Origin of the sequence: Coprobacter secundus subsp. similis (assembly GCF_015097275.1) — a bacterium.
GTDB classification, from domain to species: domain Bacteria; phylum Bacteroidota; class Bacteroidia; order Bacteroidales; family Coprobacteraceae; genus Coprobacter; species Coprobacter secundus.
This window is the reverse complement of the sequence record NZ_AP023322.1, coordinates 509,638-532,857: the sequence shown is the minus strand read 5'-3', so window position 1 is coordinate 532,857 and position 23,220 is coordinate 509,638. Positions and strand designations below refer to the sequence as shown.

Sequence of the window (23,220 nt, the reverse complement as noted above, 5' to 3'; positions counted from 1 at the left end):
TAACCTTAAATCTAAATACCATGAAAAACACAGTGCAAATATAAAAGGGTAATTTGTATTTTACAAATATAAATATAAAAAAACGACTCATATTAACATTATTTGAGTGAAATATAATTCTAAATTAACATTTCATTTGGGTTGAATTATTTTTTACGGTCCAATGATTTCTTTCTTATTGAATTAATAAAGACTTTTTTCCGGTTTATCTCCCCCCCATTCCTGACATCAGGCAGACCAACGCGCTTATCAAAATAGAAAAGCTTCCTAAAGATATTCGTGCAAAATTCAGACAAGCATCCTCTATGTATTATAAATTTCATATTCAATAATTATTATGCTTGTATAGCATAATGATTTTATAACATAATACAAAATTGTATACTCTAACATTCCCCATCCTTTTTCAGGCAATTTTTCTCTTTTAAATATTTACAGACAGCAGAAATAGAAGTCATCATAAAATTGACTCCAAGAGATTACTTTTTTGAGTTTTAGTACAGGAGGGACTAAAAAATACTTAATAGGATATGGCTTTCTGTAGACTATATCTCATGTTCTAAACAAAATCAAGAGCAAAGATATTTTTATTTATTATTCTGAAACGTATAAAATGCTCATAAATTTTATATAAGAAGATATATAAAAAAAGGTTGTCTCACGACAACCAATCTTCGTTAACCTTAAATCTAATACCATGAAAAACACAATGCAAATATAAGCAGTTTTATGTTATAAAACATAATTTCATAGCATAAAATTTTTCCGTTTAACATCATTTAAATTTTCAAGGAGTTTACTCTGGAATGATGAAAGATTTTTCTTCTGAAAAATTGCTGATATAAGATAATTACCATTGCAAATAAATATTAACTTTGTTACAGTTAAAATTATTTTGTCATGAAAATACAGGTTTTTATATTCTCGGTTTTTCTATATATCTGCTCTATCTCGTATAGCCAAAATACAGCAAATAATGCCAATGAATGGGTAAAACAGGCTGAAAGCAGCTTAAGCCAAAAGGAATATATCAAAGCTCGTTATTTGTTCAAACTGGCTTACGGGTCTTTTGCCAATCAGGGGAACTATACAAAGGCCATCGAATGCGGAATCAAAGCTAATTCGTTATTTACACGTGAGAATTTATATAAAGAAGCTTTCGATTTGTGCCGAGACATGGACCAACGTATCCGAGAAGGTGAGCAAAAACAGAATAAGGCGTTTCCTGATTTGAAATTTTTGGTCACTAAAGAACGTTTCCTGATGTATATTTCTCTTAAGAATGCAGCTCAAGCCAAGGTGCAACTGGATAGGCTGGAAGAGATTGCCCAAGCTTCACAAAGCTCCGAATTAAATAAAGCTCTGCTGTACGCTAAAGCTAACTATTATTATACATTCGGGCAAAATGCCCAGGGGGATACTTATTTTAGACAGCTTATTTCCGAGTATAAGTCTCAAAAAGAGTACGAAAAAATAAACGACTGCTACAGAAATCTAATATCTATTGCCCGAAAGGCTAATAATGTCTCTTTTATGGACCGTATGTACCGGAATTTTATGGTATGGGCCGATTCGGTAAAAATACTTACGGCTCAGGATGAACTGAATGTTCTCAAACAAAAATATGACAAGAGTTTAAAGACCATACAAGAAAAAGATAGTTCGCTCAAAAACCGGCAATATACAATTATCGGGCTATGTACTGTCATTGCCATTCTTTCGGCCGCATTGGTTGTCATCATTTTTGTTTTATTGCGATTTGTTCTGAGCAACAAAAGACTCAAAAAGAACATCTCTATAGCCAATGACCATAATGAATTGAAAACAAAATTTATCCAAAATATTTCTGCTCAGATGGGCCCTACACTGGATAGCTTGTCGGCGAGTGCAGAGTCATTGTCGGATATTGCCGAAACTCAATCGATACAAATGCAGAGACAGATAAATGCCTTGAAAAAATTCAGTGATGATATACAGGAGCTCTCATCACTGGAAAATTCATTATCCGATATTTACGAAATGGAAATGATAAATGCCAACCGCTTTTGCGAATCGGTAATGAACAGTGTAAGAGATAAAGTACAACCGGGTGTTTCGGTTATGGTAAACGCCATAAATATGCAGGTAAAGACCAACCCTGTCCAACTCGAAAAAATACTTTCTCACTTGTTGGCAAATGCGGCAATACATACTCAATCGGGCAAAATAATGCTCGATTATAAAAAGAGAGGTGCTCATACACATCAATTTATTGTGACGGATAACGGCCCCGGTATTCCTGCAGAACGTCAGGAAAATTTGTTCAAACCGTTTGCCGAAATAAAGGATTTGACTCAGGGCGACGGGCTGGGTTTGCCTATATGTTCTCTAATCGCCGTAAAGATGAATGGCAGCCTTACTCTTGATACTTCGTATACACGGGGATGTCGTTTTGTCCTGGAGCTGCATGTATAAAAAAGCAAGTGATAATATCTTTTATTTTGTGCACGTTTAAGATTGTCACAAAATCATCTATCCAAATTCTTGGTAAAAGAGACGGGGTATTTTGTTTTATAAAAAGCAGTCGTAACCGATTGGTATATTGTTATTTATTGCATAATATCCAGTGTTCTCCATATCTGAGCAATACGGGGTCTCTTTTGAGGTCACCGCTGTCTAATAACTTTATCGCTAATTTGAGACAGACATAGTACAACCCATCGGTTTTTGAGGTATTTATAAGCCTAAAGAGCACGTTTTGTAAAAATATTTCTATAAAATATGGATAAGCTCTAAGCTTATACTGCAAAATTATGTCTACCTTTGCAGCCGAAAAATAAAAGGACATTTTATCATCCATATATGATTATGAAACGGGGGTTATTGCTTTTTTTTAGTGCGGCATTTTGTATTCCGGCGTTTACTCAAAGAAAAAATTTTACGTATAATTTTTATGGCTTTGTAAGGGCCGACTTATTCTATGATACTCGGAATAATGAGACTACGGTATCTGACAACTTTTATCTTTTTCCCAAAAATACGGTTTATGATGCGGACGGAAAGGATTTGAATGCAAAGCCCAGCGGCTCATTCTACACATTCTGTACTCGTCTGGGCTTAGATGTCACCGGCCCACGGATATGGGGTGCCGAAACTTCGGCTAAAATAGAGACTGACTTTGGAGGTTTCTCGTCCAGTACTACCATGTTGCGTATACGACAAGCGTATATCAATCTGGCCTGGTCTCATTCTTCATTGCTTATCGGGCAAACATGGCACCCGCTTTTCGGAGAGGTATCGCCTACTGTGCTGAATCTTTCTACCGGGGCTCCGTTCCAGCCGTTCAACCGCAGCCCGCAATTGCGATATCGGTATAACCATACATATTTTACAGCAACTGCCTCGGCTATTTACCAATTGATATACCAGTCGACCGGTCCCAAAGGGAAAAATGCCGAATATTTGAAAAACGGAATGATACCGGAATTGTTTGCGGGAATCGATTTTCATAAGAATAAATTTCTGGCCGGAGTGGGTGTCGAAATGATTTCTCTAAAACCTCGTACAGAAGCGACCGTAACGCAAAACGTAGGAGGAGAAGAGGTATCCAAGACATTCAAGGTAAATGAGCGCATTACGACGACTTCGTTTGTCGCTCAGATAAAATATACCGAATCTAAATACCGACTGGCAGCCAAAACGGTATATGGGAAAAACCTTTGCCACTTATCTGTTCCCGGTGGTTATGGTGTAACTTCGGAAGATCCCACTAACGGAAGCCGTAAATATACTCCTTACAGGACTTCTTCAACATGGGTAAATGCTGTATACGGGACTAAATACCAGGTAGGCATTTATGGCGGATATGCCAAGAATCTGGGAACGTCACAATCTCTTGCCAACGTCGACAACGGTCGTTACGGGAGTGCTCTGGATGTAGATCAGATGGTATGCGGTGCCGCGCATTTTGCATACGTTCTCCCTCACTGGAAAGCCGGTATCGAACTGAATTGTACAACGGCTTATTATGGCGATATAAATATGTCGACAGGAAGGGTCGGCAATACGCATGCCGTTACCAACTTGCGAATCTTGGGTCTGGCTATTTACTATTTTTAAGCGGCTCTACTCACGACATACCCCGTTTCCTGAAAAAGGAGGCGGGGTATGTCGTGTAAAAATTTCTCCAAACCGGTCTTAAATTCCGAATAAAAAAGTCAGGGATTTACTGTCTTTAAAGTCTTTTGCCGTATTTCCTGCATAGATTTCTCCTTGTGTCAAGGATAATTTTTTTACCGGACTGCCCGGAGCAAAATTCATATCTTTCAAATCGACCCAAAATATATCGGGGCTTAATGTAGATTCGAAATAATAGACTTTGTTTCTTTGGTCTGATACCGTACGCCAACGTGTCGAGGCAATATTGGGCTGTTCGGGGACGGATATCCCCAACGGGACGGAAACGTTCCGCATTACACTAAATACCCCGGCTACTGCCAAGCGAAAGTCCGGAGTGAGCGGCAAGGCATTGATATAAAACGATGCCCGGACAAAACGGTCGGATGCGCGATTTGTCCCCGGCAACATCACCATACCTCCTATTTGTTTCCAATAATCATTTAACGTCAGTTGCTTGTCATATGTAGGTGAATTGGTCATCACCTGACATTCCTTACCTTGATGTATTATCAGATTGCCGTCAATATATTCAAAAATCGCACTATTCCCTGATGCATCGGAAACGGACAAGTGCAAAGTAGATTTGTAACCATTGGGCAGGTCGGGTGCATCGATTCTGAACAGCTCTTTTTTTAATTCAGCAACTGTTTCTTCTACTGTGGAAAAATTATCCAGCACATACTGGGTCCATATGCTCAGTCCCATTATGGGGCGATTATCGTTTTCTCTCTTATATGAAGATTCTGTCAGAAAGAGCAAATTGGCAACCAATCCTTTTTCGTTCATTCCGTCACATACTCCTATATCGTATCCGGCAGTCACGACACTTCCGTACTTGGAGGTCCATTTCACTGTATTTTCCGTTATTGCGCCTCTTTTTTGCATTCCTCTCGGAAACATATATATGTTTGACTGGGGATCTTCTTTCCAATCCATGGTTCGTCCAGTCACTATCATGTGATCCGGGCCCAAATAAACGGCTCGCGTACAGGCTCGTGGTTGTTCTACACAGATAGCCAAGCCAATACCCAGCATAAGGAACGGTATATTTTTTTTTGCTTTCATAGATGTATTTTTTATAATGACTTTATTCTCATAGTTATATAACAAATGTTCTCGCTGCATTGTTTCTAAGGCCCTGTCTAAATTTTCCGATAAAAGTAACTTCTGCCAAGTCCTTTTTACACTTTCTTTTAAGGGTGTTCTTTTTCGTCCGTATTTACCAAATGGACTGCTATCATCTTCTTAAATTCAGAAAAATATCCCTGAAAAGAACTCTCAATGCTGACCCAGTCAAAATTTAGACAAACTCTTAGAATACTCAGGGGTTTATCACATAAAATGATTATATTCGTAGCGGAAAAACTTCAGAGTCTGTTTAAGCCGGCTCTTCATAATTCAGTATTTAATATCATGCGGAAAGAATTTCTTTTTATCGGTAGTGCTCTAATCGCAAATGCTACACTTCTCAAAGCTGAGAAACATCGTGAAAACCCGGTTAATGTCATTTATATTCTTGCCGACGACCTCGGTTACGGAGATATAGGTTGCTACGGTCAGGATAAAATAAAGACTCCCCATATAGACCGAATGGCACAAGAGGGTATGTTGTTTACCCAACACTATGCCGGATGCACGGTAAGTGCGCCGTCCCGTTGTTCTCTTATGACGGGATTGCATACAGGACATTCACAAATACGAGGTAATAAAGAGATAAAGCCTGAGGGACAACAGCCCATGGAGGCAACGACATATACATTGGGCCGGCTTATGAAATCGGCAGGATATGCAACTGGCATCTTCGGTAAATGGGGATTGGGGTATCCGGGTTCTATGTCGACTCCCAACAAAATGGGATTTGACGAATTTTATGGGTATAACTGCCAGAGGCAGGCCCACAGTTATTATCAAGACCATTTATGGCACAATGAAAATAAAGTCATATTTGACGGGAACAGGAACAATGAACGGAAGGTCTATGTACAGGATTCTATCCATGCACATGCATTACAATTTATACAAGAAAATAAGGACAGGCCTTTTTTCGCCATGCTGACATATACTTTACCTCACGCCGAGTTGAACTTACCTCACGATTCCATTTATAGAATGTATGAGAATGCCTTCGAAGAGATTCCGTACAACGGCCAAAGAGGTTATTATCCTTCGGAGAAGCCATACGCTTCCTTTGCCGCCATGGTTACCCGTCTCGACATGTATGTAGGGGAGGTAATAGCCCAGTTGAAAGAGCTGGGTATCGATAAAAATACAATCGTTATCTTTACCAGTGACAACGGCCCTCATCAGGAGGGCGGGGCCAATCCCGATTATTTTAAAAGTTACGGCCCGCTCAAAGGTCTCAAACGAGATGTATATGAAGGGGGTATCCGGGTTCCGATGGTTGCATGGTGTCCTGGCTTGATAAAACCGGAAACCAGAACCAACCACATTTCGGCTTTCTGGGATGTAATGCCGACACTAGCTGAACTTACCCGCACCAAACTGCCTCAATCGGGAGATGGCATATCATTCCTTCCTACCCTATTGTCAAAGGATGGGCAAAAAAAACATGATTATCTCTACTGGGAATTTCATGAGCAAAACGGCAGGGTGGCTCTCCGAAAAGATAACTGGAAGCTGATAAAACAGCCTATCGTCGGGAAGACGATTATCGAGCTATATGACTTGAGCAATGATATACATGAAGACCATAACCTGGCCGGACAATATCCTCAAAAGGTAAAAGAACTCGAAAAAATATTGGACCAGGCCCGAGTGCCCTCTCCTATTTTCAACTTCGGCAGACCGGAGTGAGTTCCCAACCGGTAATTTGCTCTCATTTTTGCCATAAAGGATTTAGCGAAACTATAATAATATTGGTATTGTCAAAGATTCATTATTATTTATATTGTCTTATTGATTAAATATAATTACCTTTGCACGCTGTTTATGTAAAGGTAATTTTTCATAGAGAGGTATGTGAATTATCGGATTTCAAGTATAGTAGAGACGGAAAATTATAAAATTTCCGAGAGGTGTACCTGAACTTAATTTATACAATAATATAAAAATGACTTGGATTGAAAATCTTCTGTTTACCACTGAGTCGGTCGCGCATACCGTATTTCTATACGCGTTTGTGATAGCTTTAGGGGTATATTTGGGGAAAATGAAATTTTTCGGAATTTCCCTGGGTGTTACATTTGTGTTATTTGTCGGTATTGTCGCCGGGCATTTCGGATTTGTCGGAGAAAAGAATATCATGCACTTTTTGCAGGAATTCGGACTTATTCTTTTCGTCTATTCCATCGGTCTACAGGTGGGACCCGGATTTTTCTCGTCTTTCAAAAAAGGAGGTATGCGACTGAATATGCTGGCAGCCGGCATCGTGTTGCTTAATATTGTCGTGGCATTTGCCATCTATCTTATAGCTAATGGTCGTATAGAAATGCCTATGTTGGTAGGTATCCTTTCGGGAGCGGTAACCAATACACCGGGACTCGGTGCTGCACAACAAACATTGGCTCAATTACATTTTGACGGAAAGCTGGATGTCGTACCGGAAATCGCTTCGGGATATGCGGCCGCGTATCCGTTAGGTGTTGTAGGTATCATTGGTTCTATGTTGATAATCAGAGCTTTGTTTAAGGTAAAACTGGATAAAGAAACGAAAGAAATAGAGGAAGAAAATAAAGAAAGTTTGCTCACCCCTCATCTGGTGACTTATAAAGTGGAAAATCCTCTGATTTTCGGTCGTACAGTGCTGGATATGGCACATATTATCGAACGTAATTTTGTCATTTCGCGTATTAAGAAAAAGAATGACGAGGTTATCATCCCCAAATCGGATACGGTTATCGAAGAGGGAGACCTTCTTCTAACTGTTTTGTCGGTACAGGATGAAGATGCCCTGAAAGCTTTTATCGGGAAACCGGTAGAGATGGACTGGAAAGCGATTCCCGCTCCGGTCGTTTCTCGTCGTATATTAGTCACCAAGCCGGAATTTAACGGCCGCAAAATCGGTTCGCTCCGTTTGCGCATGGGTTACGGGCTGAACGTCACCCGCCTCAACCGTGCCGGTGTAGACCTTGTTGCCAATCCTAATCTGACTTTACAGGTAGGCGACCGGTTGACGGCAGTAGGAAAGATTGAAGACATCAACCGCCTGGCCGAGAGATTGGGTAACTCCATGAAACGTCTGAACGAACCTAATATGATTACTTTGTTCGTAGGTATCTTGTTGGGTATTGTCTTAGGTAGTATACCTCTTGCCATACCCGGTATGTCCTCATCCATGAAATTAGGATTGGCAGGCGGCCCTCTGGTCGTGGCTATTCTTATCGGTCGTTTTGGATACAAATTCAAACTGGTCACTTATACTTCGACCAGTGCCAGCCTCATGATACGTGAAATCGGTATCTGCCTTTTCCTTGCCAGTGTAGGGTTGACTGCCGGTGGCGGTTTTGTGGACACGGTAGTGAATGGAGACGGTCTGTTATGGGTGCTATGGGGATTCCTTATCACAATCATACCTCTGTTGATTATCGGAACTATCGGTCGCTGGTATTACAAGCTCAATTATTTTACTTTAATGGGATTGATTGCCGGCAGCAATACAGACCCTCCCGCATTGGCATACGCTAATAAGGTAGCCAGCAATGATGCTCCGGCCGTAGCTTATTCGACAGTGTATCCTCTGACGATGTTTTTAAGGGTACTGACTGCCCAGCTCATGATATTGGCTTTTGCTTAAAAGTGCAATTACATCAATAATAAAAGCCAAACGACCTGCTCTCGTTATTGTGAACAGGTCGTTTTTTATTATAGCCATGTACTGCTTTTTGGGAATACTATGACGGAACAAAGCCTGAAGTTTATTTGTTCTAACAGAAAAAATAAATTTTTTAGTCTGTGAAAAATAAGAAAACCGAAGCCAACATCTGCATGGTCATTTCGAAAACATTCAGCGGATTGAATATGAATGCGCTGAAATATTTGTTACCTTTATGGATAAGTCCTCTAACGGGAGTTACACTAAGGTGTACTTTTGCCGCTATTGCATTCTGGATAATCGGCTTTTTTGTACCTAAAGAAAATACCACCCGTAAAGAAAAAGGTATATTGTTTCTTTTGGGGGCATTAGGAATATATGGATTCATGTTTTTCTACCTTACAGGGCTCAGCAAGACTACACCGGTTTCGAGTTCCATATTTTCTTCACTGCAGCCGATATGGGTCTTTGCCATAGCGGTTCTTTTCTTTCGAGAACGTATCACCAAGATGAAGATTATCGGGATTCTGGTAGGACTGGGAGGGGCCTTGCTCTGTATCTCTACTCAAAAGAGCGACGATTTGGCATCTGACGCATTCACGGGAAACCTTCTATGTCTGCTCAGCTCCATGATATATGCCGTTTATCTGGTTTTAAGCAACCGGTTGCTCAAGTCGTCCGGGACATTCACGTTATTGAAATATACATTTACCGGAGCTGCCGTTTCGAGTTTGATAGTCACAGCCATTACCGGTTTCGACGCCCCTATCCTGGCACAACCTATACATTGGTTGCCTCTCGGAATACTGTTGTTCGTGCTTATATTCCCTACCGTCATCAGTTACATGTTGATTCCGATAGGGCTCAAATATTTATCTACTACTCTCGTGGCTATTTACGGTTATCTTATACTTATCGTAGCTACGATAGTCTCTCTTTCTATCGGGCAAGACCGGTTCAGCTGGACACAGATGATTGCTATCTTAGCGATTTGTATCGGTGTATATCTGGTAGAAATTGCGGAAAGCAAAGATAAGAAAAGCCCTGTCTCGACAAATCAACAGACATAATTACCTTCAGGACAGAGTACCTCTGCTCTCTAACAAATACGAACCGAAAACTATCTGATACCCGTTGTATAACCTTTGCCTCCACATGAGGGACACCGGTCGTGGCTATGCGATTGGGGTACTTCTCTACGGCATTCGTCACACCAATATGTACCCATATTGCCATATGTAGGAGTCTTGGAACCGGCAATCCAACCTTTGCCTCCGCACAAACTACATCTACTTTGCGTAACAGAAGAGCCGCTATTATTACTGTTGTTTATCGGTACATTGTTGTTATTGTAATTGATATTCCCATTACCTGCCATAGCTGATTTTAACTGGAGCATAAGTTTTGCTCCTTCATGCCCTTTGGAGGCAGCAAGTGCAAGCAATTGTACTTGTAATGTGTTGGCTTCATTGGTATTGAACGTATTCGACATGGATGCGGCCAGATTCATAGAGGCAACTGCACCCAAACCTTCTTTTCCCAATCCGACAATTATATCCTGTATCAATGTGGCATATCCAAATTGGGTATCAGCATCGGACGGGTAATTACTTTTCAAAACTTCTTTCAAATACCCCAATGCCGCACTGCTGTTTCCCTGATTTATATAATTTTTCACGATTTGCTCATCATTTTTCAGCGTATTTTTCAACGGTTTAGCAGATGACGACCGCGAGGAGGAAGCTAAACCATTACCTTCTCGAGAGGTCAGATATTCCTGATAGGTCATTACATTTTCACTGTCTTCTGCCACCATGATACGCTTATATTTTGAGGAATATCCGGCCCAGTAAAACAGGCATGGAATAATTTCTTTTCCGCTTATGTCACATACTCCACATTTGGCTACATGATTGACAAATTTTTGCACTGAAAAATAGTTTCCTTTTTTATGATAACCGATAAAATCGTACTTACCGGGCGATATGATTGTCTTGCCGTCGGTATCGCGGACACTGCACGTTTTCGTCTTGGTCTCCGGAGACTTTTTTTCTATTATTATGTATGGATCGGAAATGGATACATATTCATATTCATCACAGGGCAGTATCACTTTACCGTCTGCACGATAAATGCATTTTTTTGTATAAGTAGGGTCAGTGCACTCGAAACATAACCAATTGCCAGCCACTTCTCCTGTCACCATACTGTATTTCGGAGCAATTATTTCTTTCCCATCGGAACCACATGCTCCCATCTTCTCTCCTACTGTAATTTCATACCAAGAATAATCGTCTTTGGTCTGATAGCTTACCTTATCGGCATTATACTTTTCTTTAAGAGATGCCGACATCTTTATGGGAGCCATAAAGTCATCTAATTCCGAAAAATCGGAAGTACTCTTTGCGGTTTCTTTTTCCTCTGCCGCAATGATTTTATCCAACTCTTTCCGGAGCGCATCCCTTTGTATAACCAGTGACTTTTTCGAGGCTTCGTCTTTTGTCGTGTTTATCTGCTCATCCAATTGCCGGACTTTATTTTCCAGCATCAATTTCCTGGTTGTGACAACGCCATATCCAAAACTTGCTTCACATAAGCAGAAAAGAAAAAAAAGAAGGATTGTACACGTACGTTTCATAATAAATTATATTGACTTGTTATATGCTTAGGACCCGCTTAAATCTAATAAAAGTGTTCGGTTAGTTCTCCATTTTCTTTCGTCAAACAGATTGTATTCTCTTTGCAAAAAACTGAAAAAACATCCTTAAAGAATTGAAACGGGGTGTTGCTCTGAAGAACAAATATAGTATTAATTATATATACATTGTACTCGATTTTCGTGAAATCTTCTTTACATTTTAATTTACCGATACAAGGGATTTTATCAGGCCTTCTTTGTATTTTCCTTCGTCAAATAACCCGCTATTATCTTTCAAATCCTCAAAATTGACTCCAGTTCTAAGTCACATTTCACAACCTTTGGCAGCATCTCGCTCAGACCTATTTAAGTCACGCATCTCACCATAACACCCCCCTTTAATCCCCTCTCAAGAGGGGAAGTTGCTCATTCAAATATCTTATTATCAATAAGAAAGCTATATACATTTCTCCAGATAAGATAAAAAAAGAGCCTGAACCCGATTAACGGTCAGACTCTTTCCCATATATTTATTTACCAATTAGTCGTTCATAGACAACAGCAATTCTTGGTTCGATGAGGTCTTTTCCATCTTGTCTTTAATAAATTCCATCGCTTCCAAAGAATTCATATCCGAGAGGTATTTGCGTAATATCCACATCCTATTCAATGTGTCTTTGTCGAGCAACAAATCGTCACGACGAGTACTGGAGGCTGTAATATCTACTGCCGGGAAAATACGCTTATTGGACAATTTACGGTCTAACTGCAACTCCATATTGCCGGTACCTTTGAACTCTTCAAAAATCACATCGTCCATCTTAGAGCCTGTATCGGTAAGGGCTGTTGCAATAATAGTCAAGCTACCTCCGTTCTCGATATTACGTGCTGCACCGAAAAAACGTTTGGGCTTGTGCAATGCATTGGCATCGACACCTCCCGACAAGACCTTACCCGATGCCGGAGAAACTGTATTATAAGCTCGAGCCAAACGTGTGATGGAATCTAACAATATCACGACATCGTGCCCGCACTCAACCATACGTTTTGCTTTTTCGAGAACGATGCTGGCTACTTTTACGTGCCGTTCGGCCGGCTCATCGAAAGTAGAAGATATAACCTCGGCTTTCACACTCCGTGCCATATCGGTCACCTCCTCGGGTCGTTCGTCGATAAGCAGTATTATCATGAAAACTTCGGGATGATTTTCCGAAATAGCATTCGCGATGTCTTTCAACAACATCGTTTTACCGGTTTTGGGTTGTGCTACGATAAGTCCCCGCTGACCTTTACCTATGGGAGAGAACATATCTACTACACGGGTAGAAATGTTTCCATAACGGCCTGAAGTCAAATCGAACTTTTCTTCGGGGAACAATGGTGTCAGGTGGTCAAAGGGGACACGGTCACGTACATATTCGGGTGAGCGTCCGTTGATTTTCTCCACTTTTACCAACGGGAAATATTTCTCTCCTTCTTTCGGCGGTCTAATAGGGCCGTCTACAACATCTCCGGTCTTCAAACCAAAGAGTTTGATTTGGGATTGAGAAACATATATATCATCAGGGGATGTCAGGTAATTGTAATCGGAAGAACGTAAAAATCCGTAACCATCGGGCATCATTTCGAGAACTCCGCTTCCGGTAAGTATTCCTTCGAATTCGTACGATTTCTCCACCACTTTAGGTTCAACGGCAACATTGTTGTTCTGATTATTAGCCTGCGCCTGATTGTTTTGAGGTTGTTGAACCGGAACAGACTGTTCGTTTGTATTGGCCTGGTTGTTATTGTTGTTATTATTATTGTACCGTTGTTGTTGATTGCGAGGTACAAAGCGCTGGCGTTCGCTTCTGGGGAAGAAAGTTTGCAAATGTGAAGTACCCGGAGTCGGGATATTCAAGTCATATTGTCTACGTTCACGCGGTTGGAAATCGTTATTTTGAGCCGGTGTTGCCGATTGGTCCGACGCGGTTTGCTGGTCAGCGTTCTGAGCATTTGCAGGTTTCTGTTCGGAAACGACTTTACGTATAATTGTTTTCTTTACTTTCTGTATAACAGGGCGAGCGGGTTCACTCTTTTCTTCTACGGCAGGTTCTTGTACGGGAGCTTCTTCTTTTTTTACAAGGTCGGCAGAGGCGGGTTCTTCGTTCAAAGGCAATTGCAGTTCCACCTGATCTTTCAATGCCGGATGAGCAAAATGTGTCTTTTTAACTTTCGTCGGCTCAGCTTTTTTTTCTACCGCCGACTGTTCTTGGGCAGGATTCTGTACTTCATCAGCTACAGGTACCGGCGAGGCTTCGAGGGTTTTGTCCTTTTGGACGGACTTACTGCTGCGAGCTTTCTTTACAGGTTTAGCTTTTGCCTCTTCTACTACTTCAGCAGCCGTTTCTTTGACAACGTCCTGCACCGGTTGCCCGACTGCCGCTTCTTTTTCAGGAGCTTTTTTAGTCTCTGCCCGGGTTGTCTTTTTCTTTTTAGGAGCTGCCTCCTCAGCTTTTGCCGCCATTTTTTTGCCAGCAATGTCTATGGCTTGCTGATCCAAAATTTTATAAATCAAGTCTTCTTTTTTCAGGGCGTCGACTTTTTTCAAGCCCATTTCTTTTGCAATGACCTTAAGCTCTGCCAAGAGCTTGTCGTTTAATTCCACAATGTTATACATGAATGCTTATACTATTGCTAGTGATAATTAAATTTTTCAAATAATATTCATCTATCTACGAACCTCTTCTGCTTTAAGACATAAGTGTAGAAAATAAATTTTGTTTTTTGTTTGGATTTATTGTCAGAAAATGTGTTTTTACACACGAACCTTGTAGGTTTTTTATTCACGACAAAAGTAGATTGTTTTTTCGATATTACAACAAAAAGCGTTAACGTTTAGTTTAATTATTAACTATTTTTCACAAATAATTTGAAATATCAACTTCGTTTCACATTTAACCCGGACTTTTTCACTGATACGCTCACCCATTAACCAAATTATTTCATCACCTGAACATAACAACCATGCTTTTTCCTTATCTATACTTGAGTATTTATGGTCGTTAAAATAATCACTTAGTTTTTTACTTCCTTTCATTCCGAAAGGTGTGAAACGGTCACCCTTTTTCCAATGCCGGACAATCAATGGGAACTTAAGTTTTGCAGCATCAAAGCAGGCAATATTTCGGTCGCGGGGAATTTCATAGTGCTCCTCATTGGATACAAAAGCAAATTTCAGTACGACCGGTACATTTATCCCCGACATGTTTTCTGTTATTTCGAAGGAAACATCAGCTTCTTTTTTTTTCGAGGTAAGAATCATCCTATTCCGGTCTTTTATCAACCGATAATCGGTCGACAAAAATTCTTTCCCTGAATGAGCTTCCAGTGATTCCCATATATCATCGACCTGTGACGAAAGAAAGCCATATTCCCGGACCATTTCGAATAACAATGCCTTTGGTGAGGGCTGTTGCAGCAACTCTTCGATTTTAATATAAGTCTCTTCTTCCGTTTTTATGAGTACTTTGTTTTTTTGTTCTGCAATGGAATGCCGATAGACGGTGGCTACTTCCTTCAGATGGTTCATCGTACGTACTATTGTTTCCGGCACAGCAGGATTGACAGACTGCAACAGAGGTAACACATGCAGCCGTATTTTATTGCGGGTGTAATTATCTTCCCTATTGGTACTGTCCACCACATACGGCAGTTGCCTGAATGCCAAATAGTCTTCTATATCTTTGCGGGAGAGCGATAGCAGAGGCCTTATCACTCTGCCATATACCGGTTGTATGCCGCACAATCCGGTGATACCCGTACCTCGTATCAAATTCATCAACATTGTCTCCACAGAGTCGTCCCGATGGTGAGCTACGGCAATCCAGCGGGCTTCGAGTTCGCACCGAAGTTTTTCGAACCATTCATAGCGTAACTCCCGGCAGGCCATTTCGATAGAAACTTTCTTTTCGGCAGCGTACTTATTCGTATCGAAAACCGTCTCATAAAAAGCCACTCCTAACTTCTGCGCCATTTCATAAGCAAAATTGCGGTCGCGAACTGCTTCGTTTCCTCTTAACTGAAAATTACAATGACATGCAATGCAATCGTATCCCAACTGCAACAAAATATCTAACAGGGATACAGAATCGGCCCCGCCACTCAACCCGACCAGTATCTTGTCTGTACCGGAGAGCGGAATATTTTCCGAGATATATGATTTTACTGTTTTTACTATTTTCTCTTTGTCCATGAGAAAGGATAAGTTTGTATACAAACGTACAACTTTTTCGCGGTATATAAAAGCAAAAGGTGCAATTATAGCATTCCCAGCAAAAGTTAATAAACGAAAAAATGAAAATGTGCATTTAACTTCGTACGCCACCAAACATCTAATTAAACAGAAATGTTTTATAGAGGGAGCTTTCCCCTATTTATGTTTAATATTTAAATTTGAAAATTATGAAGACAAAAATCGGTATTTTATTAGTTACCATCTGCTTTTCTACTGTAGCTTTTGCCCAAAAACCTAAAGAAAGAAAAGAATTCTCTCCCGAACAAATGGCTCTGAAACAAGCAGAAATGCTCAAAACCCGCTTACAGCTGAACGAGACTCAAAAGAAAAAAGTCTATGAGTTAAACCTAAAGTACAACAAAGAAAACAAAATGTTGATGGAGCAAATGCAGGAACTGAGAAAGAAAATGCAAGAACTGAACCAAAACAAAGAGACCGAACTGAAAGGAATGCTGACTCCAGAACAGAATGCAGCTTATGACATGTGGAAGCAGGACCGGAAACGGGAAATGAAGAAAAATTTCAAAACCGAAAAGAGACCGGGTACCGCACAGCCCCGCAAATAATATTATACTTGCAACAGCTGTCCTATATCGACAAATGAAGTGCCCCAAAAAGTTTTGTGTCTAACTTTTGGGGGCATTGCCGGATAACATATCAATTCTTATTTCAGCTATTCTTCTCCAAGAATATGCCGAAACAAACAACGTACGAATCTCGAACTGCGTAGTTGCTGTACGTATCCTGAAGAAAAGCAATGGTTGGGAAAAAGTATTGTTTTGATACCATGAAAGAATGTAGAGCAACATATATAGAACGTTGTATAATCAAATTTTTCCATATTCCATTTGTATGGGTTTATTACCATAATTTGCCCGGATAGAGGCCTTGTGGATTATTTTTATTGACGGAAACAGACCGAAAAAAAACGACCGGATAATATATTGGAAAATTCAGACAGTCTCTTGGAGATAGGTCATCAAGATTAGCTATATAATATCGAAATAAAGCAATGTATCGTTTGCAAAACAATACCTACCCGGCTTTGTTTTTTATGGGAAATAACTTTCTTCCGATAATTTTTGTGCATTATTATGAAACAAAGCAGTTTCTTATTAAATTTGCATCTGAAAAACAGAAAACAAGATCATCATGCTTGATAAAATCAATCATCTTAAAGCAGAAATAGAGTCTCTGAAGGCTTCTAAAGCTGACGAGATAGAAGCTCTGCGTATAAAATACCTGAGTAAAAAGGGCGAAATATCACAGCTTTTCAATGACTTCAGGAATGTAGCGGCTGAGCAGAAAAAAGAAATAGGAAAGTTGTTGAATGAACTGAAAGAACAGGCTCTGACCAAAATAAATGACCTGAAAAATGAATTGGGCAACGAGGAACAGGATGCTAATCTGATAGACCTGAGCCGTACATCGTATCCGATAGAGCTGGGTACACGCCATCCCATATCTCTCGTAAAGAATGAAATTTGCGAAATTTTCGGGAGATTAGGTTTCTCTATTGCCGAGGGTCCCGAAGTGGAAGATGACTGGCATGTATTCTCGGCACTGAATTTTGCCGAAGACCATCCTGCCCGCGATATGCAAGATACATTTTTCATACAGCGTAGCCCGGATGTGCTGTTACGTACACACACCTCATCGGTACAAACCCGCGTCATGGAGCACAATCAGCCTCCTATCCGCATCATTTGTCCGGGACGGGTTTATCGTAATGAAGCTATCTCGTATCGGGCACACTGCTTTTTCCATCAGGTAGAGGCTCTGTATGTAGACAAAAATGTATCGTTTGCCGACTTGAAACAGGCTTTGTTGTTCTTTGCCAAAGAAATGTTCGGCCCGGAAACCAAGATACGGTTGCGCCCGTCTTATTTCCCATTTACCGAACCTTCGGCAGAAATGGATATATCTTGCAACTTATGCGGGGGTAAAGGTTGTGCATTCTGTAAACATACCGGCTGGGTAGAGATTCTGGGTTGCGGTATGGTAGACCCGAATGTACTCGATGCCTGCGGAATAGACAGCAAAGTATATACCGGTTATGCCCTGGGTATGGGTATAGAACGTATAACGAATTTGAAATATCAGGTAAAAGATTTGCGCATGTTCTCGGAAAATGACCAACGATTCTTACAGGAATTCGTGTCGGCTCATTGAGTATCGGTGTACAATCTTAATCTAACTTTATACAAAAGACGCTGGGGACGAAGGGGGCATGAATACCCGGTCGGTACTGCGTCTTTTGCCGTCTAATTGTTATACTCATGAGAATACAGGAAAGATATGACAAAGTTATAGAATGGTTCTCGACGAACGTTCCGATAGCCGAAACAGAGTTACAATATAAAGACCCGTTCCAGTTGCTTATAGCTGTCATCTTGTCGGCTCAATGTACTGACAAAAGGGTAAACATGATAACTCCTCCCTTGTTCGAGGCTTTTCCTACTCCGGAGGCTCTTGCCGCCACGACTCCGGAAGTCGTATATGAATATATCAAAAGTGTCTCCTACCCCAACAACAAATCGAAACATTTGGTAGGAATGGCGAAAAAACTTCTCAGTGATTTCAACGGGGTTATCCCCTCGGATGTAGACGAACTGCAAAAGCTGCCTGGTGTCGGTCGCAAAACGGCTAACGTAATCGCTTCTGTGGTTTTCAAAAAAGAGGCTATGGCTGTAGATACTCATGTGTTCAGGGTATCGAACAGAATAGGTCTCACCAACCAGTCGAAGACTCCTCTCGAAACAGAGAAAACTCTTGTCAAGCATATACCCGGCCACTTGCTGCCTATCGCCCACCACTGGCTAATCTTGCATGGACGTTATATCTGCGTAGCTCGCAAGCCTAAATGCCTCGAATGCGGAATACGGGAATATTGCAAATATTTCAATGAACCGGACAAAAGCAAATAAATAAATGGACAACTTGACATTCGATAAATATACTTTTGCTACGGACGAGCTTTCGGGGAAAGAGTTTTCGGAGTGCACTTTTTCCAATTGCAATTTTAGCGGAATGCGCCTTTCGGGAAGTGTATTTATGGAATGCCGTTTCGAAAATTGTAATCTGTCGCTTTGTCAGGTCGTGGGGACAGGATTCCAACAGGTTCACTTTTCAGATTGCAAATTATCCGGTGTGGACTTTACCGCCAGCAGGGATTTCCTCTTTTCGGTACAATTCAGCCGCTGTGTCATCGAATATGCCTTATTCTCCCGCAAAAAGATGAAAAAATCCCACTTCTCGGACTGCCGCATTTGTGAATGCGACTTTGCCGACTGTGATCTCACCGAAGCGGTATTCTCTCATTGCGACCTGAGCCGAACGGCATTTTACCACACCAAACTGTCAAAAGCCGACATGAGAACAGCTTTTAATTTCCATATCGACCCTGAAGAAAATGACCTGAGGCAAGCTCTGTTTTCTCCGGAAGGTGCCATCGCTCTTTTACAAAAATACAAATTGGTTATCGGCTGAACCGATTGCCGACCGGCTATACTCCGTCATGGGCTATCTCTCCCGAACGGGCATCGACGAATGCCATCAGCTCTTGAGGGGCTATCTTTATCTGCAATCCCCGGATACCGGCACTTATATATATGTAGCCGAAAAGCGATGCGCTGGCATCGATATATGTAGGGAAATGTTTTTTCATTCCTATCGGTGAACATCCTCCTCTTATATAACCGGTTATGGGCAACAGTTCTTTCATCGCTATCATCTCGGCACTTTTATTACCTGAAATTTTAGCCGCGGCTTTTAAATCGACCTCTTTATCACCGGGTATCACACATACAAAAATGCCATTGCGATCGCCCCGTAGTACTAAAGTCTTGAACACTTGCCGTATATCTTCTCCCAACTGTTCGGCTACGTGCGTAGCTGCCAGATTGTTCTCATCCACTTCGTAAGGAATGAGTTCATAAGAGATTCCGGCTTTGTCCAATAAACGGGCGGCATTGGTCTTATTTATCTTCATACTCATCATCTTTATCCTTAAAAGCTTTTTAAATCTCACAACAAAAATAGCCTATTCAGAATTTCTTTGTATCTTTTTCCGGTCCGGTTTCCCGTTTTCATCCGTCAAGCTATCGGCTATCTTCCTCACAAAAACAAGAAAATGTCCTCGAATAAAGATTTGCAAAGCTGAATCGAGCGAAATTTAAACCAGCTCTAACAACAAGGCAAATTTAATGAATAATGCAATTATATTTACTTATAACTTGTTTTTTCTGCTTTTGCCCGTCAAACCACCTGCTATTTTGGGTGTTGGAAAAGTATTTCATCCGAGGAAATAATATTTAAGTGTTTTCAACTCTTTGTCCAGTTCAAATATTACAGGTTTCCCAACCGGTATTTCAACCTTGACAATTTCTTCCGGAGTGAGTTGCAAGAGATGCATTTCCAATGCACGCAAACTATTCCCATGGGCTACAATCAACACCGTTTTTCCTTGCTTGACAACAGGTGCAACATCGAGTTCCCAACAAGGCAATACTCGATTTACCGTATCTTGTAATGACTCTCCATGTGATAACAAAGAGGCATCTATACCTTCATAGCGTATATCATGTGCCGGGAAACGGGGGTCAAAGTCCGATATCTGAGGCGGTCTCGCATCATAACTTCTGCGCCATATCATTACTTGCTCTTCACCGTATTTCTCAGTTATTTCCGTTTTACTCAATCCTTGTAATGCCCCGTAATGCCGTTCATTCAGTCTCCAGTTTTTTATCACCGGAACCCATAGCAACCCCATTTCTTCGGCTATTATATACTGAGTTTTTATGGCTCTCTGTAAATAGGAAGTATAACATATATCGAACCGAAAGTGAAATGATTTCAAAAGGTCTCCGGCATGCCGTGCTTCTTCTTTTCCTTTCTCCGATAAATCCGGGTCGGACCAACCCGTAAAACGGTTCTCCTGCTCCCATATACTTTCACCATGCCTCAGTAATATCAATTTATACATTTTATAGTGTATTATTGGTTTGTCTTTCGTTTACCAATAAACGCTTCGAATAGTAAAATCGTTCATCCGGTGACAAACTCCGTCTAAATTTTATTTTATGACATACCGACTATGCCCACCGGGAATCATCTATATATAAATCTGCGATTCGCATTATTTACTCACAAAGAGTCTAAGAAATAAGTGGGGTTATCCAATTTTCAACAACCCTCTGCTGTTCCTTGCAATTTGAGAGTAGGAAACGAGAAATTACCTCCATTCCTCGATAGAAAAAAGCAATAATTCCAAGTTTCTCGAATGATATTTCTTTGTAGACTTACGAACCATGTGTTAAAAAAGCAAGAAGCGGGCTTTTGAGAGCCTCTTGCCCAATGCAGTATAAATCGGGGAATTTAGAGATTACGATGCTCATTAAGGTATTTGTTGGATTTCATCCGACGTTTTTGCGCCATGACATAGCTCGAACTAATCCGGCTCTGCCCGTTTGGCTGAATCAAAACTCTCCTTTAATATGAAGTACTGCTTCCGGTCAGCCACTCCTTGAACTCTCCTACCCGGTTCTTGCTGACTACAATCTTTTCGGGCGTGGCAACCTGCAAATTGACAATCACACGTTTATTGAACCATAGACTGATATCTTTCACTGCTTCTCTGGCTACAAGGTACTGGCGATTGGCTCGAAAGAATCGCTTCGGCTCCAGACAATCAGCAAGTTCATCCAAAGTCCGGTTGATAACATACTCCCCGCCTTGCATCGTGACTGCTTTTACAATACCATCTGCAATGTAGAAACAGCAAACGGTATTTACTGCGAGAGGCAAGAGCTTATCGCCTTTGACAGGTACCAATAAATGTGTCTTGTAATTCTCTTCCCGTTTTAAGGTACGCATCAACGTGCGGAGGTCCGGTTCGGCCGGACGAACAGTACGAAGTTGCTTCAGTTTGGCAAGTGCAGCACGCATCTCCTCCTCTCCAATAGGCTTGAGCAGGTAATCAATGCTGTTGACCTTGAAAGCCCGCAACGCATATTCATCATAAGCGGTAGTAAAGATAATGGGGCAAGTGATGTCTGTGTGTTCGAATATCTCGAATGCCGACCCATCTGCCAAATGTATATCCATGAAAACCAGTTCGGGCATAGGATGCGCACGGAACCAATCAATGGCATCCTCCACACAATCCAACACATCAATCACTTCAATATCGGGGGCTACCTGTTCCAACACAGCTTTTACGTTGCGAACAGCCGCTTTTTCGTCTTCGATAATCAGAGTTTTCATTGCAATCTATAAGTTTTTCAGGGTTTCATAAGAGGAATACAAACGCGGAAACGACCATCCGCCTCTGTAATCTTGATTTCTTTGCCCAATAACAGTTCGTAACGCTTGGCAAGGTTGACTAATCCTATACCCGTTCCGGAAGAGACTGTGCGGCGGGGTTGCAAAACATTCTCCACAAAGAGAGAAAATGTACCGTCGGCAGGACTTCTTATTATCCCGATTTCGATAACAAAAGGTTTTCGGCTGCTGATTTCGTTATGCTTTACAGCATTTTCCACCAATGTTTGTATGGAAAGTGGCGGCAGTACATAATCCAAACAGCGAGAATCTACCTCAACTATGAAATGCAGGTTATCTTCATAACGCATCTTCATCAGGTAGATATATGCCTCTACGAAATCCATTTCTTCGCGGAGGGTGACGACATGCGTATCGTTCTCTTTCAAAGTGTAGCGCAACACGTGAGAAAGTTGGCAGATATAATCCTGTGCCCGTTCAGGCCCCTCTCGTACCAACGACTGCAAGGTATTGAGCGAATTGAACAGCATGTGAGGATTCAGCTGGTTCTTCAGTGCCTGGTATTGGTTGCGTACATTCTCAGCCTGCAACTCCCCGTTCTGCAACAACATGGCCTGCCACTGAGCGGTCAGGTAATAGATATAACAAGTGCCTGTGACAACAATACTCATCATAAAATCACGTACCGGATGCAAGTAATGGTGTACAGTAGCATCGATAGCGGGAATGCTGAAATGATGGTGCAGGAAAACGAATGCTCCCCCTAATGCCTTGCTCAGCAACCATACAAGGATAAAAGAAAGTGCTACTTTCCACCATGTCATGCGGGTATTCGGACGATTGAACTTGAAAAAGACAGTGTTCACGACAAAAAGTGCCAGAAGAGAAAGAAAGGCGTAGCCTACTTCAAAAAGCACATCGGCCAATGACATATCCGGGAAAAGCGTACGTTGCTCCTGCGCATCTGAGAGCGATACCAATTCCGGGAAATGGATAAGAAAACTGACAGCTAGCGACACTACCACCGTCAACTGGACGTATTTCCTGTTTGTCACGCACATAGTTGTCTTTATCTGGGTTCCGACATAGGAACAA

18 protein-coding genes are annotated in these 23,220 nt (G+C 41.3%); 9 read left to right on the top strand and 9 right to left on the bottom strand.

Annotation, left to right across the window (positions count from 1 at the left end; genetic code table 11):
• Positions 1-900 precede the first annotated feature (900 nt).
• Both Cop2CBH44_RS01915 and Cop2CBH44_RS01910 read left to right on the top strand, forming a co-directional pair.
• Positions 901-2,454, top strand: coding sequence for a sensor histidine kinase (locus tag Cop2CBH44_RS01915; protein WP_200755442.1), 1,554 nt, complete (start codon positions 901-903; stop codon positions 2,452-2,454).
• Positions 2,455-2,847: 393 nt separating this feature from the next.
• Positions 2,848-4,098: a hypothetical protein gene (locus Cop2CBH44_RS01910; protein ID WP_200755441.1), complete on the top strand. Its 1,251-nt coding sequence runs from the start codon at positions 2,848-2,850 to the stop codon at positions 4,096-4,098.
• Positions 4,099-4,176: 78 nt separating this feature from the next.
• On the opposite strand, the gene Cop2CBH44_RS01905 is transcribed toward Cop2CBH44_RS01910, so the two are convergent.
• Positions 4,177-5,193 (bottom strand): linear amide C-N hydrolase, encoded by a 1,017-nt coding sequence (locus Cop2CBH44_RS01905; RefSeq protein WP_246469201.1) that lies wholly within the window; start codon positions 5,191-5,193, stop codon positions 4,177-4,179.
• A 378-nt stretch (positions 5,194-5,571) separates the two neighbouring features.
• Between Cop2CBH44_RS01905 and Cop2CBH44_RS01900 the strand changes: the two genes are divergently transcribed.
• The 3 genes from Cop2CBH44_RS01900 to Cop2CBH44_RS01890 all read left to right on the top strand — a co-directional run bounded on the left by Cop2CBH44_RS01900 (position 5,572) and on the right by Cop2CBH44_RS01890 (position 9,999).
• On the top strand, positions 5,572-6,972 hold the full coding sequence (locus Cop2CBH44_RS01900) for an arylsulfatase (RefSeq protein ID WP_200755439.1): 1,401 nt from the start codon (positions 5,572-5,574) through the stop codon (positions 6,970-6,972).
• A 256-nt stretch (positions 6,973-7,228) separates the two neighbouring features.
• On the top strand, positions 7,229-8,911 hold the full coding sequence (locus Cop2CBH44_RS01895) for a putative transporter (RefSeq protein ID WP_200755438.1): 1,683 nt from the start codon (positions 7,229-7,231) through the stop codon (positions 8,909-8,911).
• Positions 8,912-9,069: 158 nt separating this feature from the next.
• Complete coding sequence (locus Cop2CBH44_RS01890) at positions 9,070-9,999, top strand: DMT family transporter (RefSeq protein ID WP_021930719.1); 930 nt, start codon at positions 9,070-9,072, stop codon at positions 9,997-9,999.
• 50 nt (positions 10,000-10,049) lie between these two features.
• Here Cop2CBH44_RS01890 and Cop2CBH44_RS01885 read toward each other — a convergent pair whose 3' ends face one another.
• The 3 genes from Cop2CBH44_RS01885 to tilS all read right to left on the bottom strand — a co-directional run bounded on the left by Cop2CBH44_RS01885 (position 10,050) and on the right by tilS (position 15,801).
• The gene (locus Cop2CBH44_RS01885) at positions 10,050-11,567 is read right to left on the bottom strand and encodes a hypothetical protein (protein ID WP_200755437.1); all 1,518 of its coding nucleotides are present in this window, start codon (positions 11,565-11,567) and stop codon (positions 10,050-10,052) included.
• A gap of 541 nt (positions 11,568-12,108) precedes the next feature.
• Entirely contained in the window at positions 12,109-14,226 is a 2,118-nt protein-coding gene (gene rho / locus Cop2CBH44_RS01880) for a transcription termination factor Rho (RefSeq protein WP_200755436.1), read from the bottom strand.
• 234 nt (positions 14,227-14,460) lie between these two features.
• On the bottom strand, positions 14,461-15,801 hold the full coding sequence (gene tilS, locus Cop2CBH44_RS01875) for a tRNA lysidine(34) synthetase TilS (RefSeq protein WP_200755435.1): 1,341 nt from the start codon (positions 15,799-15,801) through the stop codon (positions 14,461-14,463).
• A 209-nt stretch (positions 15,802-16,010) separates the two neighbouring features.
• Between tilS and Cop2CBH44_RS01870 the strand changes: the two genes are divergently transcribed.
• On the top strand, positions 16,011-16,409 hold the full coding sequence (locus Cop2CBH44_RS01870) for a DUF4890 domain-containing protein (protein WP_200755434.1): 399 nt from the start codon (positions 16,011-16,013) through the stop codon (positions 16,407-16,409).
• A 60-nt stretch (positions 16,410-16,469) separates the two neighbouring features.
• Here the strand turns inward: Cop2CBH44_RS01870 and Cop2CBH44_RS01865 are convergent, their stop codons facing one another.
• Positions 16,470-16,652, bottom strand: a complete 183-nt coding sequence (locus Cop2CBH44_RS01865; RefSeq protein ID WP_200755433.1) for a hypothetical protein — start codon at positions 16,650-16,652, stop codon at positions 16,470-16,472.
• Between the two features lie 343 nt (positions 16,653-16,995).
• Between Cop2CBH44_RS01865 and pheS the strand changes: the two genes are divergently transcribed.
• The 3 genes from pheS to Cop2CBH44_RS01850 all read left to right on the top strand — a co-directional run bounded on the left by pheS (position 16,996) and on the right by Cop2CBH44_RS01850 (position 19,332).
• Positions 16,996-18,015 carry a phenylalanine--tRNA ligase subunit alpha gene (gene pheS, locus Cop2CBH44_RS01860; protein ID WP_021930724.1) on the top strand — a complete coding sequence of 340 codons (1,020 nt, stop codon included), beginning with the start codon at positions 16,996-16,998 and terminating at the stop codon, positions 18,013-18,015.
• 107 nt (positions 18,016-18,122) lie between these two features.
• Entirely contained in the window at positions 18,123-18,770 is a 648-nt protein-coding gene (gene nth, locus Cop2CBH44_RS01855) for an endonuclease III (RefSeq protein WP_021930725.1), read from the top strand.
• Between the two features lie 4 nt (positions 18,771-18,774).
• Positions 18,775-19,332, top strand: a complete 558-nt coding sequence (locus tag Cop2CBH44_RS01850; RefSeq protein ID WP_021930726.1) for a pentapeptide repeat-containing protein — start codon at positions 18,775-18,777, stop codon at positions 19,330-19,332.
• Between the two features lie 16 nt (positions 19,333-19,348).
• Here Cop2CBH44_RS01850 and ybaK read toward each other — a convergent pair whose 3' ends face one another.
• From ybaK to Cop2CBH44_RS01830, 4 genes are all read right to left on the bottom strand, one after another.
• Positions 19,349-19,840 carry a Cys-tRNA(Pro) deacylase gene (ybaK, locus tag Cop2CBH44_RS01845; RefSeq protein WP_021930727.1) on the bottom strand — a complete coding sequence of 164 codons (492 nt, stop codon included), beginning with the start codon at positions 19,838-19,840 and terminating at the stop codon, positions 19,349-19,351.
• A gap of 297 nt (positions 19,841-20,137) precedes the next feature.
• On the bottom strand, positions 20,138-20,827 hold the full coding sequence (gene gpmA, locus Cop2CBH44_RS01840; protein ID WP_200755432.1) for a 2,3-diphosphoglycerate-dependent phosphoglycerate mutase: 690 nt from the start codon (positions 20,825-20,827) through the stop codon (positions 20,138-20,140).
• Between the two features lie 506 nt (positions 20,828-21,333).
• Positions 21,334-22,107, bottom strand: a complete 774-nt coding sequence (locus tag Cop2CBH44_RS01835; RefSeq protein WP_021930729.1) for a LytR/AlgR family response regulator transcription factor — start codon at positions 22,105-22,107, stop codon at positions 21,334-21,336.
• Between the two features lie 17 nt (positions 22,108-22,124).
• Positions 22,125-23,186: a sensor histidine kinase gene (locus Cop2CBH44_RS01830; protein ID WP_200755902.1), complete on the bottom strand. Its 1,062-nt coding sequence runs from the start codon at positions 23,184-23,186 to the stop codon at positions 22,125-22,127.
• Positions 23,187-23,220: the final 34 nt, after the last annotated feature.

Bases quoted from the DNA above. Each gene is read 5' to 3' on its own strand.
- tilS (WP_200755435.1), bottom strand. From the start codon at position 15,801: ATGGACAAAGAGAAAATAGTAAAAACAGTAAAATCATATATCTCGGAA.
- pheS (WP_021930724.1), top strand. From the start codon at position 16,996: ATGCTTGATAAAATCAATCATCTTAAAGCAGAAATAGAGTCTCTGAAG.
- Cop2CBH44_RS01850 (WP_021930726.1), top strand. From the start codon at position 18,775: ATGGACAACTTGACATTCGATAAATATACTTTTGCTACGGACGAGCTT.
- Cop2CBH44_RS01835 (WP_021930729.1), bottom strand. From the start codon at position 22,107: ATGAAAACTCTGATTATCGAAGACGAAAAAGCGGCTGTTCGCAACGTA.
- Cop2CBH44_RS01905 (WP_246469201.1), bottom strand. From the start codon at position 5,193: ATGCTGGGTATTGGCTTGGCTATCTGTGTAGAACAACCACGAGCCTGT.
- rho (WP_200755436.1), bottom strand. From the start codon at position 14,226: ATGTATAACATTGTGGAATTAAACGACAAGCTCTTGGCAGAGCTTAAG.
- Cop2CBH44_RS01910 (WP_200755441.1), top strand. From the start codon at position 2,848: ATGAAACGGGGGTTATTGCTTTTTTTTAGTGCGGCATTTTGTATTCCG.
- Cop2CBH44_RS01865 (WP_200755433.1), bottom strand. From the start codon at position 16,652: ATGTTGCTCTACATTCTTTCATGGTATCAAAACAATACTTTTTCCCAA.
- Cop2CBH44_RS01830 (WP_200755902.1), bottom strand. From the start codon at position 23,186: ATGTGCGTGACAAACAGGAAATACGTCCAGTTGACGGTGGTAGTGTCG.
- Cop2CBH44_RS01870 (WP_200755434.1), top strand. From the start codon at position 16,011: ATGAAGACAAAAATCGGTATTTTATTAGTTACCATCTGCTTTTCTACT.
- Cop2CBH44_RS01885 (WP_200755437.1), bottom strand. From the start codon at position 11,567: ATGAAACGTACGTGTACAATCCTTCTTTTTTTTCTTTTCTGCTTATGT.
- ybaK (WP_021930727.1), bottom strand. From the start codon at position 19,840: ATGAGTATGAAGATAAATAAGACCAATGCCGCCCGTTTATTGGACAAA.
- Cop2CBH44_RS01900 (WP_200755439.1), top strand. From the start codon at position 5,572: ATGCGGAAAGAATTTCTTTTTATCGGTAGTGCTCTAATCGCAAATGCT.
- nth (WP_021930725.1), top strand. From the start codon at position 18,123: ATGAGAATACAGGAAAGATATGACAAAGTTATAGAATGGTTCTCGACG.
- Cop2CBH44_RS01895 (WP_200755438.1), top strand. From the start codon at position 7,229: ATGACTTGGATTGAAAATCTTCTGTTTACCACTGAGTCGGTCGCGCAT.
- gpmA (WP_200755432.1), bottom strand. From the start codon at position 20,827: ATGTATAAATTGATATTACTGAGGCATGGTGAAAGTATATGGGAGCAG.
- Cop2CBH44_RS01915 (WP_200755442.1), top strand. From the start codon at position 901: ATGAAAATACAGGTTTTTATATTCTCGGTTTTTCTATATATCTGCTCT.